This window comes from Pseudomonas sp. MG-9 (assembly GCF_018729515.1).
GTDB lineage: Bacteria > Pseudomonadota > Gammaproteobacteria > Pseudomonadales > Pseudomonadaceae > Aquipseudomonas > Aquipseudomonas serboccidentalis.
Genome location: NZ_JAHHZH010000004.1, coordinates 579,039 through 594,146, shown reverse-complemented (window position 1 = coordinate 594,146; position 15,108 = coordinate 579,039). Strand labels below are relative to the sequence as shown.

Annotated in this window: 14 protein-coding genes; 6 read left to right on the top strand and 8 right to left on the bottom strand. The window is 61.7% G+C overall.

The window, feature by feature from the left end:
* Window positions 1–2 precede the first annotated feature (2 nt).
* Together KKQ10_RS13510 and KKQ10_RS13505 are read right to left on the bottom strand one after the other, a co-directional pair.
* Window positions 3–752 (bottom strand): methyltransferase, encoded by a 750-nt coding sequence (locus KKQ10_RS13510; RefSeq protein ID WP_215501370.1) that lies wholly within the window; start codon window positions 750–752, stop codon window positions 3–5.
* Window positions 752–1,054, bottom strand: coding sequence for a MazG-like family protein (locus tag KKQ10_RS13505; protein WP_135294881.1), 303 nt, complete (start codon window positions 1,052–1,054; stop codon window positions 752–754). Before KKQ10_RS13505 ends, KKQ10_RS13510 begins: the two co-directional genes overlap by 1 nt.
* Window positions 1,055–1,293: 239 nt before the next feature.
* Here KKQ10_RS13505 and KKQ10_RS13500 point away from each other — a divergent pair, with 239 nt between their 5' ends.
* Together KKQ10_RS13500 and KKQ10_RS13495 are read left to right on the top strand one after the other, a co-directional pair.
* Window positions 1,294–1,587, top strand: coding sequence for a hypothetical protein (locus tag KKQ10_RS13500; protein ID WP_007963021.1), 294 nt, complete (start codon window positions 1,294–1,296; stop codon window positions 1,585–1,587).
* 87 nt (window positions 1,588–1,674) lie between these two features.
* The gene (locus tag KKQ10_RS13495) at window positions 1,675–3,030 is read left to right on the top strand and encodes an MATE family efflux transporter (protein ID WP_215501369.1); all 1,356 of its coding nucleotides are present in this window, start codon (window positions 1,675–1,677) and stop codon (window positions 3,028–3,030) included.
* Here the strand turns inward: KKQ10_RS13495 and KKQ10_RS13490 are convergent.
* From KKQ10_RS13490 to KKQ10_RS13465, 6 genes are all read right to left on the bottom strand, one after another.
* Window positions 3,021–3,815, bottom strand: coding sequence for a DUF4123 domain-containing protein (locus KKQ10_RS13490; RefSeq protein ID WP_215501368.1), 795 nt, complete (start codon window positions 3,813–3,815; stop codon window positions 3,021–3,023). The genes KKQ10_RS13495 and KKQ10_RS13490 overlap by 10 nt on opposite strands.
* Window positions 3,812–5,131: a type VI secretion system Vgr family protein gene (locus tag KKQ10_RS13485; RefSeq protein WP_215501367.1), complete on the bottom strand. Its 1,320-nt coding sequence runs from the start codon at window positions 5,129–5,131 to the stop codon at window positions 3,812–3,814. Before KKQ10_RS13485 ends, KKQ10_RS13490 begins: the two co-directional genes overlap by 4 nt.
* Before the next feature lie 232 nt (window positions 5,132–5,363).
* Window positions 5,364–7,277 carry an arginine decarboxylase gene (speA, locus tag KKQ10_RS13480; protein ID WP_215501366.1) on the bottom strand — a complete coding sequence of 638 codons (1,914 nt, stop codon included), beginning with the start codon at window positions 7,275–7,277 and terminating at the stop codon, window positions 5,364–5,366.
* 217 nt (window positions 7,278–7,494) lie between these two features.
* Window positions 7,495–7,866: a translation initiation factor Sui1 gene (locus KKQ10_RS13475; RefSeq protein ID WP_041068080.1), complete on the bottom strand. Its 372-nt coding sequence runs from the start codon at window positions 7,864–7,866 to the stop codon at window positions 7,495–7,497.
* 306 nt (window positions 7,867–8,172) lie between these two features.
* Complete coding sequence (locus tag KKQ10_RS13470) at window positions 8,173–8,730, bottom strand: NUDIX hydrolase (RefSeq protein ID WP_127649115.1); 558 nt, start codon at window positions 8,728–8,730, stop codon at window positions 8,173–8,175.
* Window positions 8,731–8,733: 3 nt separating this feature from the next.
* On the bottom strand, window positions 8,734–9,801 hold the full coding sequence (locus KKQ10_RS13465) for a DUF2333 family protein (protein WP_064117268.1): 1,068 nt from the start codon (window positions 9,799–9,801) through the stop codon (window positions 8,734–8,736).
* Between the two features lie 426 nt (window positions 9,802–10,227).
* On the opposite strand from KKQ10_RS13465, the gene gcbA reads away from it, so the two are divergent.
* The 4 genes from gcbA (at window position 10,228) to accB (ending at window position 15,100) form a co-directional block, all read left to right on the top strand.
* Window positions 10,228–11,898, top strand: a complete 1,671-nt coding sequence (gene gcbA / locus KKQ10_RS13460; protein WP_127649113.1) for a diguanylate cyclase GcbA — start codon at window positions 10,228–10,230, stop codon at window positions 11,896–11,898.
* A gap of 51 nt (window positions 11,899–11,949) precedes the next feature.
* Entirely contained in the window at window positions 11,950–13,896 is a 1,947-nt protein-coding gene (locus tag KKQ10_RS13455; RefSeq protein WP_215501365.1) for a methyl-accepting chemotaxis protein, read from the top strand.
* A gap of 262 nt (window positions 13,897–14,158) precedes the next feature.
* Window positions 14,159–14,614, top strand: coding sequence for a type II 3-dehydroquinate dehydratase (gene aroQ, locus KKQ10_RS13450; protein ID WP_064585783.1), 456 nt, complete (start codon window positions 14,159–14,161; stop codon window positions 14,612–14,614).
* Window positions 14,615–14,638: 24 nt separating this feature from the next.
* On the top strand, window positions 14,639–15,100 hold the full coding sequence (accB, locus tag KKQ10_RS13445; protein WP_127649109.1) for an acetyl-CoA carboxylase biotin carboxyl carrier protein: 462 nt from the start codon (window positions 14,639–14,641) through the stop codon (window positions 15,098–15,100).
* Window positions 15,101–15,108: the final 8 nt, after the last annotated feature.

Genomic DNA, 15,108 nt, shown 5'->3' with positions numbered 1-15,108 from the left:
GATCAGATCGGCCGGCAGATCCAGTGCAAGTAACGCCCAAGCCCGGCGAAGCTTGGGTGACGACGGTGCGCCAGTTCCATTTCCAGCAAGTCCGCCAGTTCGGCGCGGGCCTGGAATTCCACCGGCATGTAATCGTGAAAAACCCGCACCCCGCTCTGGCTTTCGACCTGCCACAACCCTTCGAGTTGCGTCGCCAGTTCCCGTGGATCGAGCGGCTGCTGGGGGGTCAGGCTCTGCTTTTCGCCGGCCATGACGTTCTTGCGCATTTTCTTGAAATGGCCCTTGAGCAGGTTGCGATAAATCAGTGCATCACGGTTGTAGAACGCCAGCGACAGCCAGCCGCCGGGTTTGGTCAGCTGATGCAGCACCGGGAGGATCGCGTGGGGTTCGGCCAGCCATTCGAGCACGGCATGGCAGATCACCAGATCGTACGGTTCAGTGAGCTGACCGAGCAGCTCCTGCCACGGTGCCTGAATGAACCTCGCGGTTTGCCCGGCCTCGGCGAAGCGCTGACGGGCGCCTTCGAGCATCGGCTCGGCCGGTTCGGTGAAGGTCACTTCGTGGCCGCGTTCGGCCAGCCACAGCGACATGTGGCCCAGGCCTCCACCGATGTCCAGCACCCGCAACGGCCGCTCCGGCAGCGCTTCGGCAAGGTCGGCCTGCAGCACTGCGAGGCGAATCGCCCCTTTGGCGCCGCCGTAGATTTTTTCGGCGAACCGGGTCGCCAACTGATCGAAATGCCGGTCGCTCATCAGTTGAACCGCCGTTCGCTGTCGGCGAGCTTGCTGCGCACCACTTCATTCATGTCCAGCCCCAACTCGCTGCACAGCAGCAACAGGTACAGCACGATGTCGCCGACTTCCTGCCCGGCATGCGCCAGCTTGTCCGCCGGCAACTGGCGCGACTGGTCTTCAGTCAGCCACTGGAAAATCTCCACCAGTTCGGACATCTCGACACTGGCGGCCATGGCCAGGTTTTTCGGGCTGTGAAATTGCCGCCAGTCATTGCGGTCGCGAATGGCGTGCAGGCGTTCGGTCAGTTCAACAAGGTTCATCGGGTTCTCCTGAAGGCGTATAGCTTCGGGGGGATACGTCCTGAAGGCAAGGCCCATGTAGGAGCTGCCGCAGGCTGCGATCTTTTGATCTTGCCCTTGAAAATCAAGATCAAAAGATCGCAGCCTGCGGCAGCTCCTACAGGTTTTCCGTTCGGCGCAGCATTGAGCCATACTCCTGACAGGGAACTCGGCCACCTCCGTTGTGGCCCAAGGCTCAGCTCTTTCATCAGGATGCACACATGCAGGTAGAAAGCTTTTTCGAATGGCTCGGCCAGGCACTCGGCTCGATCATCCGCTTTATCGTCGATGGGCTCAGCGGCCTGTTCAACATTCTGAGCAACGCCGGCGGCAACTTTGTCGACGGCCTGGCCAAGACGCTGGGTATGGACACCTCGATCATCAGCATTCTCGCGCTGATCGTCGGCTTGATGCTGTTGTGGTCGGCGATCCGCGCGTTCATGAATGCGTCGATCATTGCCGGGATCATCTGGCTGCTGCTGGGGTTGTGGTTGCTGAGCTGGATCATCCACTGACACAGCCTCCCTGTAGGCTTCGCCTGCAATGGATTGCGTGTCAGACCAGATGAATCGCTACAATCCCCGCTCCTCCAAGGAGCCCGCATGTCCAACCTGATTGCCGACTGGCGCGACCGCCCGACTCACCGCAAGGTCTGGGCGCTCGCCGCGCCGATGATTCTTTCCAATATTTCCGTGCCGCTGGTGGCGCTGGTCGACAGCACCGTCATCGGTCACCTGCCCCACGCCCATCAACTGGGCGCCGTGGCAGTCGGCGCCAGCCTCTACACCTTTCTCGCCTGGGCCATGGGCTTTCTGCGCATGGGCACCACCGGGTTTGCCGCGCAGGCCGCCGGGCGCAGCGATGGTGCGGCGTTGCGGCAGATACTGTTGCAGGGCTTGTTGCTGGCCCTGGGGCTGGCGATCGTGCTCGGCGCGCTGGGCGTGCCGTTGAGCGGCGTGGCCTTGCATTTCATGCAGCCGTCGGCCGAGCTCGATCAACTGACCCGCGACTTTTTCCACACCCGGTTATTCGGGCTGCCGGCGGCGCTGGCCAGTTACGCCCTGGTCGGCTGGTTTCTAGGCACCCAGAACGCCCGGGCGCCGCTGGCGATTCTGCTGAGCACCAACCTGATCAACATAGCTCTCAACCTGTGGTTCGTCATGGGTCTGGAATGGGGCGTGGTCGGTTCGGCCCGGGCCTCGGTGATCGCCGAGTGGAGCGGTGCCCTGCTCGGCCTGTGGCTGACCCGAGACGCATTGCGCGCCTATCCCGGGCACATCGCCTGGGCGGCGCTGAAGGTGTGGCAGAGCTGGCGCCCGCTGCTGGCGGTCAACCGCGACATCTTCATTCGCAGCCTGGCGCTGCAATCGGTATTTTTCCTGATCACCGTGCAAGGCGCGCGGCTCGGCGATGCCACCGTGGCGGCCAATGCCCTGTTGCTCAACGGCCTGTTGCTGACCGCCCACGCGCTGGACGGTCTGGCGCATGCGGTCGAAGCCTTGTGCGGACACGCCATCGGCGCCCGTGATCGCCTCGCCTTGCGTCGCTCATTGGTGGTGGCCGGGGGCTGGTCGCTGCTGGCCAGCCTCGGTTTCGCCGCGCTGTTTCTGCTGGCCGGGCACCTGTTCATCGAAATGCAGACTGACATCCAGAGCGTGCGCGACACCGCGTTCATCTATCTGCCGTATCTGGCGGTGTTGCCGTTGATTGCGGTCTGGAGTTACTTGCTCGACGGCCTGTTCATTGGCGCCACCCGCGCGCGGGAAATGCGCAACGGCATGCTGCTGACCGTCGCCCTGCTGCTGCCGTTCGCCTGGGCGTTGCAGGGGCTGGGCAATCACGGTCTGTGGATATCTTTCCTGTTGTTCATGGTGCTGCGCAGTCTGACCCTCGGCGCACTGGCCCTGTGGCTGCGGCGTAATGACGGCTGGTTCAGCGGCCGCCATGCTCAGGGCTGATCGCGTTGCCAGCGTTGACGCAATTGTTCGAGCCGCGCTGACGCACTCAGTCCGTCCGGCGCCGACAGCAATGGCGCACGCGGATGCTGCAAGCGTAGCCACAGCCAGTCATCGAGCAGCGGCCTTTCGCGAAACCCCAACGCCAGCCCCTGCTGCACATGGGAAGCCATCGTCGGATAGTCAGTTGCCGCCGATTGGCACCAGCGCCAGATGTGCTGTTCCAGCAGGCAGCTTTGCAAGCGCTCACGCTGACGACGGGTGAGACTTTCGTCGATCCCCAGCCGTTCGACCGCCCATTGCGGGTTGCGCAATTGCTGCCAGCCCTGACTGCCAATGGCGAGGTCGGCCCAAGTGCCACCGAACCAGCGCAACAGGCGGATCGGCCCGAGCCAGCGGCTCAGGTCGGCGGCATCGCAGGCATCGAAGAAGTAGCTGGCCGTCTGGCGGTTGTAGTAACCGAGCAAGGCGCGGTGGTTGAGCCCGAAGGAAACGCTCAGCATCCGTTGCAGGTGGCTCAGCAGGGTCTGCTCAGAGGCCTCGCTGGCGATCAGCAGACCGCGCCAGGTCTGCGGATCGTGGTGACACAACGCGGCCAATGCCGGGCACTCATGCAAATCGACCAGCAGCGGACCGTGCTCGCTCACGGCCTGAAACTCGGTGCCGTCGAACAGCCGCGTGCAACGCACCCCGGCAAAGCCCTGACGCAGTGTCGCCAGCGCCTGCTGCGCATCGGCGCCGTCGAGTAACAGCCAGTTCGCCTGCTGGACAAATCCCACGCCGCTCAAGTGGCGCCGCCCTGATCCAGCGACGCGACCAGTCGGCAACTGCAGATTGACGCGGAGCAGTGGCTGTAACTGCCTCCGCCGGGCATCAGGCACAACAGCAGTAGCGGCTCTTCGGACTTGAGCCATTGCATCAGGCCTGCGCTGGGCAGTTCGTCCGGCAGTACGGGGAGCGAAGCCTCATCGTCGTCTTCGAGCACGGCCGACACCTGCAAGACCCCGCTGATTACCGGTTGATCCGGGTCGCCCTCCAGAAAGCTCACCACCACTTCGACGCCTTCGCGCAATGACGCCAGCGCCGTCTCGCTCAATGCCGGTGCGAGCGGCAGCCAACAGTGGCTGGCGGCAGCGCCCTCGCCCTGATACAGCCAATCGAACTGCACGGCCACCGGTCGCAGGTCATCGGGCTGTGGTTCGTCAACCGTCACCACCCAGGCCCGTTGCAGGCTGTGCATGCGCGGCCTGGCACAGGTATTCGCCAGTGTCGGGAGTGGCGCCTGGGCTGTGGCGAAAATCCGGTTGCTGTACGACGGTTCGCTGGCGGGGTCGCCGCGATGTTCGATCCGGCTGAGCAACCAATGGCGGTTGCACTCGGCCAACGGATATCCACTCAGCGCCAGCCACTGAGCGCTGCGCAAGGTCGGCAGTTCGCTGTGGCCTTCGGCCCTTTGGGTTCCGGCGGGACGTTCGTGCATATCTCCGGCGTCCACTTGTACTTGCCAGCGACGCACTGTGGGTGCGGAGTCGACCACGGGCAAACGCGGTGGATCATCGGCGAAGACCAGACAGTGCCCGTCAGGCCTGTGCTCGAAGTAATAGTGGATTCGCGCCTGCGCACACAGCCGCTGCACAAACTGCAGGTCTGATTCGCGATACTGGGTGCAAAAGGTCCGGACCGGGTACTCGCTGCGCAAATCGAAGCGCCGTTGCACGCCGACAATCCCGTGTTCCTTGAGCACTTGCGCGAGGATTTGCGGCACGTTCTGGCTACTGAAAATCCGCTGACTGAAACGCAGCTGCAGACAACGGAGCTTCGGCCCCAGCGTCACCCGGCACAGCCGGGAACCCTCACCGTGCTCATGCTGGACGACACCCTGCAACTGGCCGTTCAGACCATTGTTCAAAGGGCCGAACTGCAGAAACGCCGAGCGATACAGCAGGCTGGCAAGGTCCAGGTGCGGGTCATCGACCAACAGATCGATGTCAACGGCGAAGGGTTCGCTGATGCCCTCGCTTCCGGTAAAGGCCAGCACCTCGAAGGAGGCGGAAAGCCCCGCTACATCGAGACGAAACGACGGCTCGTTGACTGAATCGAACATGGGCGGATCTCTACAGGAGGGGCGGCCGGGGATTCTCGCCGAGAGCCATGGCCGAGTAGAGAGCTGAAGTACAACTTAGGAAATGACCTACGCGAAAAGCAGACCGGATGACTTTGCTGGTGCAGTTAGCCCAACATTTCGCGAGGTTTTTGGGAGATGTCCCACCGGGTCATCCGAATTTTCCACAGCCTGCGGAAAAATTTCGGACAACCCGACGGGAGCGCACCTGATCTCAGGAAGACAGGTAGGAGGAGCGGGTCAGGCCCAGACGCAGGGCATCGAGGAACTGCGTGCGTTCGCTGGCACTGATGCGGGCACTGGCGCACTTGTCGCGGTAGTGAGTCATCAGTTCTTCCGGCGACAAGTGCACGTAGCGCAACATGTCTTCGATGGTGTCGTGGGTTTCGATACCGGCGTGGTACACGCTGCCATCGGCGTTCTGGTAGATGTTCACCGAGTCGGTGTCACCGAACAGGTTGTGCATGTCGCCGAGGATTTCCTGATAGGCGCCGACCAGGAACACGCCCAGCAGGTAGTCTTCGCCCTCGTTCAGACCGTGAACCGGCAGGCTGGTCTCGATGCTCTGCTCGTCGACGTACTGGTTGATCTTGCCGTCGGAGTCGCAGGTCAGGTCTTGCAGCACGGCGCGACGCAGCGGCTCTTCGTCCAGACGATGCAGCGGGATGATCGGCAGTACCTGATCGATCGCCCAGGTGTCCGGCAGGCTCTGGAATACCGAGAAGTTGCAGATGTACTTGTCGGCCAGCTTGTCGTTGAGTTCGTCGAGCACCTGACGGTGCGAACGCTGACGCGCCTTCAACGAGTTGTGCAGGCGACGGCACACGGCGAAGTAGCACTGCTCGGCCAGAGCTTTTTCGGCCAGGGTCAGCTTGCCGTCGGCGTACTGCGACGCCACATCGCTCATGTAGTGGGTGGCGCGCCAGTAGGTCTCGGTGACCATTTCGATGTCGGTCGGGCCGAGCAGGTCCACCAGCCACTGCACGGTTTCCGGCAGGTTTTCCTTGTTTTCGATCAGCGGGATTTCGTCGTTGTGCTTCTCGACGTCGGTCACCTGCACCACCAGCATCGCGTGATGCGCGGTCAGCGAGCGGCCGCTTTCGGAGAAGATGTGCGGGTGCGGCAGGCTCTGCGCGTCGCAGAACTCCTTGAGCATCCCGACCACCACACCGGCGTAATCGTCCATGTCGTAGTTGATCGAGCTGGCGTTGCGCGAGTGGGTACCGTCGTAGTCGACACCCAGACCGCCGCCAACGTCGATGTGATCGACCGGCAGACCCAGGTTGCGCAGCTCGCCGTAGTAACGGATCGCTTCCTTGAAACCGTGCTGGTAGTCAGCGAGGTTGGCGATCTGCGAACCCATGTGGAAGTGCAGCAGGCGGATGCCCTGATCCAGACCGGCCACGCGGAAGCGCTCGACCACCGACAGCAGTTGCGCCGCCGACAGACCGAACTTGGATTTCTCGCCACCGGTGTCCGCCCATTTCGACGAAGCCAGCGACGACAGACGCACGCGCAGGCCGACCTGTGGCTTGACCTTGAGCGAGGCGGCCTCTTCGATCACCAGACCAACTTCGGATTCTTTCTCGATCACGATGAACACGTTGTGGCCGAGCTTCTGGCCCATCAGCGCCAGACGGATGAACTCGCGGTCCTTGTAGCCGTTGCAGACGATGGTGCCGCCCTTCGGCGCCAGCGCCAGCACGGCCAGCAGTTCAGGCTTGGAGCCGGCTTCCAGACCGATGGAGACATCCTGGGTGGCGATGATGTTCTCGATCACCGCTTCCTGCTGGTTGACCTTGATCGGGTACAGCGCGGTGTACTTGCTCTGGTATTCCAGGCGCTCGATGTTCGAGTCGAAAGCACCGGTCAGCTGACGGACGCGGTCTTGCAGGATGTCGGGGAAACGCACCAGCAACGGCAAGGACAAGCCGCTCTTGCGCAGTTGGTCGACTTGTTCGAACAGGTCGATAGGCGAGCTGCTCGGGCCGTTCGGACGAACTTCGACGCGACCGGCGTCATTGATCGCGAAATACCCGGCCCCCCAATGGCGAATCCCGTAAACACTGCGGCTGTCCGCAACTGTCCATTGGCTGCCATCGTCTTTGCGTGTGCGTCGTACGGACATCGAAGTCCCCTATAAAGAAGTCATAGTGCGTCGCCTGATCTCAGGCCGGCGCAGTCTAAAGAATGAAAATGACGGTTCGTCAGCGCGGCGGTAGACCGCGCTGACCGCGTGTAGTTTAGAAACCGGTATGAACAGGCTCTGTGAAAACCATGGAGACGACGCCGGCGCTGAACATTGCAGAACCGGATCAAGCCGCGGGTGGTTTTCACAGAGGCTGCTAGCCGCCGGACTTCTTCGCTTTGAAACCGTGCTTGATCAGCTCTGCCAAGAGTAGCTCGACATGATCGCCCTGGATTTCGATGACCCCGTCCTTCAACGCCCCACCGGTGCCGCAACGTTTCTTCAACGTTGTCGCCAACTCTTTAAGGGCATCTTCGGCCAGTGGCACACCGGTGATGGTGGTCACCGTCTTGCCGCCACGGCCCTTGCTCTCGCGACGCACGCGGGCAATGCCGTCGCCGGCCGGGATCACGGTTTGTTTGCAGATACAGGCGTCCACCGGCTTACTGCATTCCGGGCAATGACGACCTGCGTCGGTGGAAAATACCAGGCCACCAAGGGCGGCGAAGGATGCGGCTTTTTTGGCCACCGGCAATCCTCTTGGGAGGACAAAGACTGATCGCAACCTTGGGCAAGGTTATCGACCGCGAAGCCCCACTCAGGCAGGGGCAGCGCTACTGCACCGGAATTTGGCAACGAGACTGCTGACCTGTAGGAGCTGCCGAAGGCTGCGATCTTTTGATCCTGCTCTTGAAAAACAAGATCAAAAGATCGCAGCCTTCGGCAGCTCCTACAGTGGGTCAGCAGGCCCACGTCAAACCATTCGGTGCAGCTTGAAAAGGTCGCGCAGTGTAACGGCAAAAAGCGCAATTGCTAAGAGCCAATCGGCGCCAATTTATGTGTTCTTTGCGACGCCGCTTTGCTGAGCCTTCAGATAGCGCTTCAACGCTGCCAGAGAGTCCGGGCAGTAAGGCTTTTGCTCGATTTCCAGCAGTACTTGCTCGACCGGAATGAAGCGCGCTTCCAGGACTTCTTCCGGCTGCAGTTTCAGCGGGCCGTCCCACACGGCTGAAAACGCCGAGCACCAGAGGCGATTGCCGGTGTCTTCGAAGTAGAAATGATCGTGGGCGGTCAGTTCCACTCCGCTCACGCCCAGCTCCTCTTCCAGCTCACGGGCAGCCGACTCGGCGTAGGTCTCGTCAGCCTGCACCATACCGCCGGCCGCTACGTCCCAGTAACCGGGATAGATCGCTTTGCTCAAGGTACGCCGATGCACGCAGAGCTCACCGGCGGAGTTGAACAGCATGATGTAGGTGCCGCGACCGATCAGGCCACGCTCACGCAAATCGGCCCGCACCAAGGCGCCGAGCAGGTTGTCCTGCTCGTCGACCCAGGCGATCTGTTCGGCATCGGAGGCGACGCGGTGCGCCGCCTCTTTGGCGCTATCGACCATGACTCAGCCCTGATTGAGCAGTTGACGCAGATCGATCACTGCGGCGTTGGCGCGGGAGATGTAGTTGGCCATGACCAGCGAGTGGTTAGCCAATACACCGAAACCGCTGCCGTTGAGGATCATCGGGCTCCAGACCGGCTCCTGCGACGCTTCCAGTTCACGGATGATCTGGCGCACGCTGACCGTGGCGTTCTTCTTCGCCAGCACATCGGCGAAGTCCACTTCGATGGCGCGCAGCAGGTGCGACAGCGCCCAGGCCTGACCGCGGGCTTCGTAGAACACGTTGTCGATCTGCATCCACGGCGTCTCGACGACTTCTTCGTCAACCTGCGGCACTTCGCCAACAGCCGGGACTTCGGTTTTCAGCGCGGTGTTGAGCTTCACCCGGCCGACACTGGCCGACAGACGTTGCGACAGCGACCCCAGACGGGTGCCGACATCGCCCAGCCAGTTGTTCAGGTTGTCGGCACGGGCATAGAACAAGGCGTTTTTCTGCGTCGGGTCAGACAGACGCGCCTGGTAACGGCTCAGGGAGTTGATGCCTTCCTGATATTCCGACTCGCTCGACGGCAGGATCCAGCTCTTGTTGTCGAAGTTGAAACGCGGTTCGGCCTTGGCCAGATCGGCGTCTTCGGCCGACTGCGACTGCGAACGGGCGAAGTCTTTGCGCAAGGCACGGGTCAGGTCACGGACCTGCACCAGTACGCCGTATTCCCAGCTCGGGGTGTTGTCCATCCACAGGCCTGGCGGGAAACGGTCGTTGGAAATGTAACCGCCCGGTTTGTTCAGCAAAGTACCGGCAACGGTCTTGAGGGTTTCGACCGTGGTGTAGCCGACGACCATTTGCTTGCCTTCTTTCTCGGCGGCCGCCTGGGCGTTTTGCGCCACCGGGAACAGCGCCGGTTCCTGGCTCCAGTACCAGCCCAGGCCGATGGTCACCAGCAGGTAAATGCCGATCAGCGTGGCCAGCGCGCGGCTGAATAACAGCCCGCCCACATAGCTGCGGGCGGCCGACTTCGGCTCAGCGGCACGTTCAGGCGCGCTGCCCGCGCGGTTCTTCCAGTCCAGCATGGCGATATCCTTTCAATCACTTGGGTTCAACGGTTCGACCACAACCATACAACAACGTGCCGAGGCCGGCACCCGCCATTGAAGAGAAGCAGAAAATCCACAGAAGGTGCGACACGGGCCGGCAATTTTTCTAAGGGTTTCCCTGATGCAGCATCATCAGAAAAGGTCCGGGCGAAGCCATAACGGAGGAATGCGGGTGTGCACCACAGCGTTGTTCACAAAAGCTTTTTCGCTGGGTGATGTGCAGCATGTACCCGGTTTGCGGGGGCATCCCCGACGAACAGGTCCAATCCGATACCAACGGGTCAGAAACTGAATTGTGCAGCACCGCAGATTATTGACGCGCGACACTCATATAAGGGAAAAGAGGTGCTAGCATAGAGCCACCAGTCGATCTCAGCATGCACCCTAACTAGTAGTCAGGATATGACCGAGCCAGAAGACCCCAGCCGTGAGCGCCTCAAGCACCACTTTGCCCAGCGGGTAATTCATCAGGCACGTCAGATTCTTGAGATATGGCAACGCCTGCAACGCAGTGAGTGGTCCACTGCCGACCTCGCCGAATTGAGCGAGGCCAACCTGCGCCTGCTGCGTTTTGCCGAGCGCTTCGAGCAGCCTGAGCACACACAACTGGCCCACCACATCAGCCAGTCGCTGGACGCCGTCGATGCCAATCGCGGCCGCCTGAGCAGTGGCCTGATCACCGACCTCAATCGCTTGATGCAACGCCTGTCGCGCACCGGCCTGCGTCATGGCGACCAACTCGACCAGACCTTTCTGCCGCCGCTGCGCAAACCGATCTATGTGCTGCTGCAGGATCACGACCGCGCCGAGCGGCTGGCCAAGCAACTGGAATTCTTCGGGCTGACCGCCCAGGCGCTGGACAGTGTGTCGGCGTTTCGCTCCTCGATGGTCGAACGCTTGCCGGCCGCGATCGTCATGGACGTGGACTTCAGCGGGCCCGGCGTCGGCCTGCAGCTTGCTGCGGAAGCGCAAGTGGGTCTGGAGGAACCGCTGCCGCTGCTGTTCTTCAGCCTGCACGAAACCGACACCCCGACCCGCCTCGCCGCGGTACGCGCCGGCGGCCAGGAATTCCTCACCGGCACCCTCGAAGCGTCGAGCCTGCTGGAGAAAATCGAGGTTCTGACCTGCGTCGCCCAGTACGAACCTTATAAAGTGCTGATCATCGACGACTCCCGCGCCCAGGCGTTGCACACCGAACGCCTGCTCAACAGCGCCGGCATCGTCACTCGCACCCTGATCGAACCGATCCAGGCGATGGCCGAGCTGGCGGATTTCCAGCCGGACCTGATCATCCTCGACATGTACATGCCGGCCTGCACCGGCACTGAACTGGCCAAGGTCATTCGCCACAACGACCGCTACGTCAGCGTACCGATCATTTATCTGTCCGCCGAGGACGATCTGGACAAGCAGCTCGACGCCATGAGTGAAGGCGGCGACGACTTCCTGACCAAGCCGATCAAGCCGCGACACCTGATCACCACCGTGCGCAACCGCGCCGCCCGCGCGCGTAATCTCAAAGCACGGATGGTCCGCGACAGCCTTACCGGCCTGTACAACCACACACACATCCTGCAATTGCTTGAGGATTGTTCGTTCCGCGCCCGCCGCGAGAACAAACCGCTGAGCTTTGCCATGCTCGACATCGACCACTTCAAACGGGTCAACGACAGCCACGGTCACCCGATGGGCGACCGGGTGATCAAGAGCCTGGCGCTGTTCCTCAAGCAACGCCTGCGCAAGACCGATTTCATCGGCCGTTATGGCGGCGAAGAATTCGCCATCGTCATGCCCGACACCGATATAGAAGCAGCGCACAAAGTGCTCGACGATATTCGCCAGCGCTTCGCGGAAATCCACTACCCGGCCCAACCGCAGGATTTGTGGTGCACCTTCAGCGCCGGCGTGGTGGAAATGCACGAGGACTCCGACAGCCTGATGATGGCCAGCCAGGCCGACGAAGCGCTGTACCGCGCCAAGGGTGCCGGACGCAACCGGGTGCAGACCGCGCGCGAATCAAAGCAAAGTGCCACTTTTTCATCGGAATCCACCGACTCGGTCATAACCCTGTAACAGAACCGCAATAAATTCAGGCGCTTACCATTCCTGCCGTTGGTAGCCGTCATGCGCCTGAAGTTGCTCACCAATCTCAACACTCTGCTGCTGGTCGCCGTCTGCGTAGCCCTCGGCGCGACGCTCTGGTGGTCGCAAAAAGCGCTGGAACGTCCGTATCTGTTGATGGAGCGTTACCTGGGTCTGTCGCAGCAATTTCAGAATGACGTGGCGCGCAATGTCGAGGATTACCTCGCCAGCGGCGACGCCCTGCGCCTGAGCAGCGCCAGCCAGGCCATCGACGACTTGCAGAAAGAACTCGGCGAACTGCCGCCGGCGCTGGCCGAGACCCTGCGCCCGAGCCTGTCGAGCCTCGAAGAATTCAGCAAGACCGACCTCCTCGCCGCCGGCAAACTGGCCGGCGATCCGCAAGCGCTGTTGTTGCAGGCCGAACGCGAACTGAGCGCCAGCCTCGACCAGTTGAATACCTACGCCAACGGCAACGCGACGTACCTGGCGCCGCTGCTCGCCGCTTCCCAGCATCTGGGCAAACTGTCGCTGGCCCGCGACAAACTGGTCAGCAGTGGCCGCAGTGAACTGGCCGCCGATGTCGAGCGTGAAGTCGCCAGCATCCGCACTCAGTCCCAGGCCATCGACGCCCTGCCCCTGCTCGGCGTGGTCGCCAAGAATGAATCCGGCAGTGATGATTTCGCCGCGATGATGGGCATCGAAAGCAGCGAAAAAGCCGCTACCGAAGACGCCGGCGTCGGCCTCAAGCGCGAACTCAACAGCCTGCTGGGGCGCTACCCGGCGGAGCTGGAACGCACCCGCGAGCTGATCCAGAAACGCACGGACCTGAGCACCGCGACACACCTGAAGATTGCCGCCGTGCAGCAAGCCATCGCCGGCCTCGAGCCGGTGGTGCGCGCTCAGCACGGGCAGATCCAGGGCGAAGTGCGGCTGATGCAAGGCGTGATGATTGGCCTGATTCTGCTGATCGCGCTGCTGATCGACACCTTGCAACGGCGCCTCGCCCGCACCCTGACCAACCTCGCCCCGGCGCTGTCGACCTGGGCCGAGGGCGATTTCAGTCGCGACATTCATCTGGGCAAGACCAACCGCGAACTGCACGACATCGAAGCGTCGCTCAATCGTCTGCGTGCGTATCTGGTGGATCTGGTCGGAACCATTCGCGGCAACGCCGAACAGGTCGCCGGCAGCAGCCGCACGCTGGCCGAACTGAGCAATGACTTGCACACGGGCGCCGAGCATCAGGCTGGCGACACGGCGCTGATTCGTGATTCTCTGGGTGAACTGGAAGCCACCATTCAGCAAGTCGCTGGCGACGCGCGTCAGGCAGCGGACGCCAGCCGCCATGCAGGGCTGGCCGTCGAGCACGGGCAAACCGTGATCGGCCAGAGCCTCACCGGCCTGCATGCGCTGGTCGGCGAAGTGCAAGGCAACGCGCAGATGATCGAGCACCTGGCCGAAGAGTCGGCGACCATTGGCGGCGTGCTGACGGTGATCCGCTCGATCGCTGACCAGACCAACCTGCTGGCGCTGAACGCAGCCATTGAAGCAGCGCGGGCCGGAGAAATGGGCCGTGGTTTTGCGGTGGTGGCCGAGGAAGTGCGCTCACTGGCGCAACGCACGGCGGGCGCCACCGCGGAAATCCAGACGCTGATCGCCGGCCTGCAGACCGCCGCCCGACAATCGGTCGAGGGCATGCGCGCCCAGGTCGAACACGCCGAAGCCACGGCCAATCAGGCGCAAGCCGCGGACGGTGCGCTGGATAAAATCGTCGGCGCGATCCAGACCATTTCCGACACGGCGATCCGCATTGCCGATATCACCGCCCAGCAAAGCGGCGCGGTCAGCGAGATTCGTGATCACAGTGAGCGGATCCATCAATTGGGCGGGGATAACCTGCTGCGCATCGGCGAAGGCCGGGAACAGGGCGAGAACCTGCTGGTATTGGGTGGGCAACTGCATACAGCCGTACAAGCCTTTCGGGTCTGATCACGATCCCTGTAGGAGCTGTCGAGAGAAACGAGGCTGCGATCTTTTGATCTTGCTGTTAAAGACCAAGATCAAAAGATCGCAGCCTGCGGCAGTTCCTACAGGGCTTGCCCACAGTGACCGGATCAAATCACTCAGTCACAAATTTCGCGCAAACATCGGTCATCGTGCTGGCTATTGCAGAGAACTGGACAGTCACAAAGCCTTTGCGGCATAGTCGCCGGGTTCTGACGACTGCTCATTCATAACAAGGAACACGCAGATGGCAACGCTACTGGTGCTGCACGGCCCCAACCTGAACCTGCTCGGCACCCGCGAACCCGGCACTTACGGTTCAACGACCCTGGCGCAGATCAATCAGGATCTGGAGCGTCGCGCCCGTGAAGCCGGTCATCATCTGCTGCACCTGCAAAGCAATGCCGAGTACGAATTGATCGACCGCATCCACGCCGCCCGCGGCGAAGGTGTCGACTTCATTCTGATCAATCCAGCAGCTTTTACGCACACAAGTGTCGCATTACGTGACGCGCTGCTGGGAGTGAGCATCCCATTCATCGAAGTGCATTTGTCCAACGTGCACAAACGCGAACCTTTCCGCCATCACTCTTACTTCTCCGACGTAGCGGTGGGAGTGATCTGCGGCCTTGGCGCCAGCGGTTACCGACTGGCCTTGGAGGCTGCATTAGAGCAGCTTGAACAACAAGCTATACGCCCCTGACCGACCCTTGGGAGTTGATGATTCATGGATATCCGTAAAGTTAAGAAACTGATCGAATTGCTGGAAGAGTCCGGCATCGACGAGCTCGAGATCAAGGAAGGCGAAGAGTCCGTTCGCATCAGCCGTCACAGCAAGACCCCGGCTCAGCAGTACTACGCTCCTGCGCCAATGCAGGCACCTGCTGCCGCACCTGCCGCTGCGGCTCCGGTTGCTGCTGCAGCCCCGGCTGTCGCTGCTGCGCCTGCGCTGAACGGCACCGTTGCCCGCTCGCCAATGGTAGGTACCTTCTACCGTAAATCTTCGCCAACCTCGCCAGCCTTTGTTGAAGTCGGCCAGACCGTGAAGAAAGGCGACACCCTGTGCATCGTCGAAGCCATGAAGATGATGAACCACATCGAAGCTGAAACCAGCGGTGTGATCGAATCCATCCTCGTCGAAGACGGCCAGCCGGTTGAGTACGACCAACCGCTGTTCACCATCGTTTGAACTGCGGA

Bases quoted from the DNA above. Each gene is read 5' to 3' on its own strand.
- KKQ10_RS13510 (WP_215501370.1), bottom strand. From the start codon at position 752: ATGAGCGACCGGCATTTCGATCAGTTGGCGACCCGGTTCGCCGAAAAA.
- KKQ10_RS13505 (WP_135294881.1), bottom strand. From the start codon at position 1,054: ATGAACCTTGTTGAACTGACCGAACGCCTGCACGCCATTCGCGACCGC.
- KKQ10_RS13500 (WP_007963021.1), top strand. From the start codon at position 1,294: ATGCAGGTAGAAAGCTTTTTCGAATGGCTCGGCCAGGCACTCGGCTCG.
- KKQ10_RS13495 (WP_215501369.1), top strand. From the start codon at position 1,675: ATGTCCAACCTGATTGCCGACTGGCGCGACCGCCCGACTCACCGCAAG.
- KKQ10_RS13485 (WP_215501367.1), bottom strand. From the start codon at position 5,131: ATGTTCGATTCAGTCAACGAGCCGTCGTTTCGTCTCGATGTAGCGGGG.
- speA (WP_215501366.1), bottom strand. From the start codon at position 7,277: ATGTCCGTACGACGCACACGCAAAGACGATGGCAGCCAATGGACAGTT.
- KKQ10_RS13470 (WP_127649115.1), bottom strand. From the start codon at position 8,730: ATGGTCGATAGCGCCAAAGAGGCGGCGCACCGCGTCGCCTCCGATGCC.
- KKQ10_RS13465 (WP_064117268.1), bottom strand. From the start codon at position 9,801: ATGCTGGACTGGAAGAACCGCGCGGGCAGCGCGCCTGAACGTGCCGCT.
- gcbA (WP_127649113.1), top strand. From the start codon at position 10,228: ATGACCGAGCCAGAAGACCCCAGCCGTGAGCGCCTCAAGCACCACTTT.
- KKQ10_RS13455 (WP_215501365.1), top strand. From the start codon at position 11,950: ATGCGCCTGAAGTTGCTCACCAATCTCAACACTCTGCTGCTGGTCGCC.
- aroQ (WP_064585783.1), top strand. From the start codon at position 14,159: ATGGCAACGCTACTGGTGCTGCACGGCCCCAACCTGAACCTGCTCGGC.
- accB (WP_127649109.1), top strand. From the start codon at position 14,639: ATGGATATCCGTAAAGTTAAGAAACTGATCGAATTGCTGGAAGAGTCC.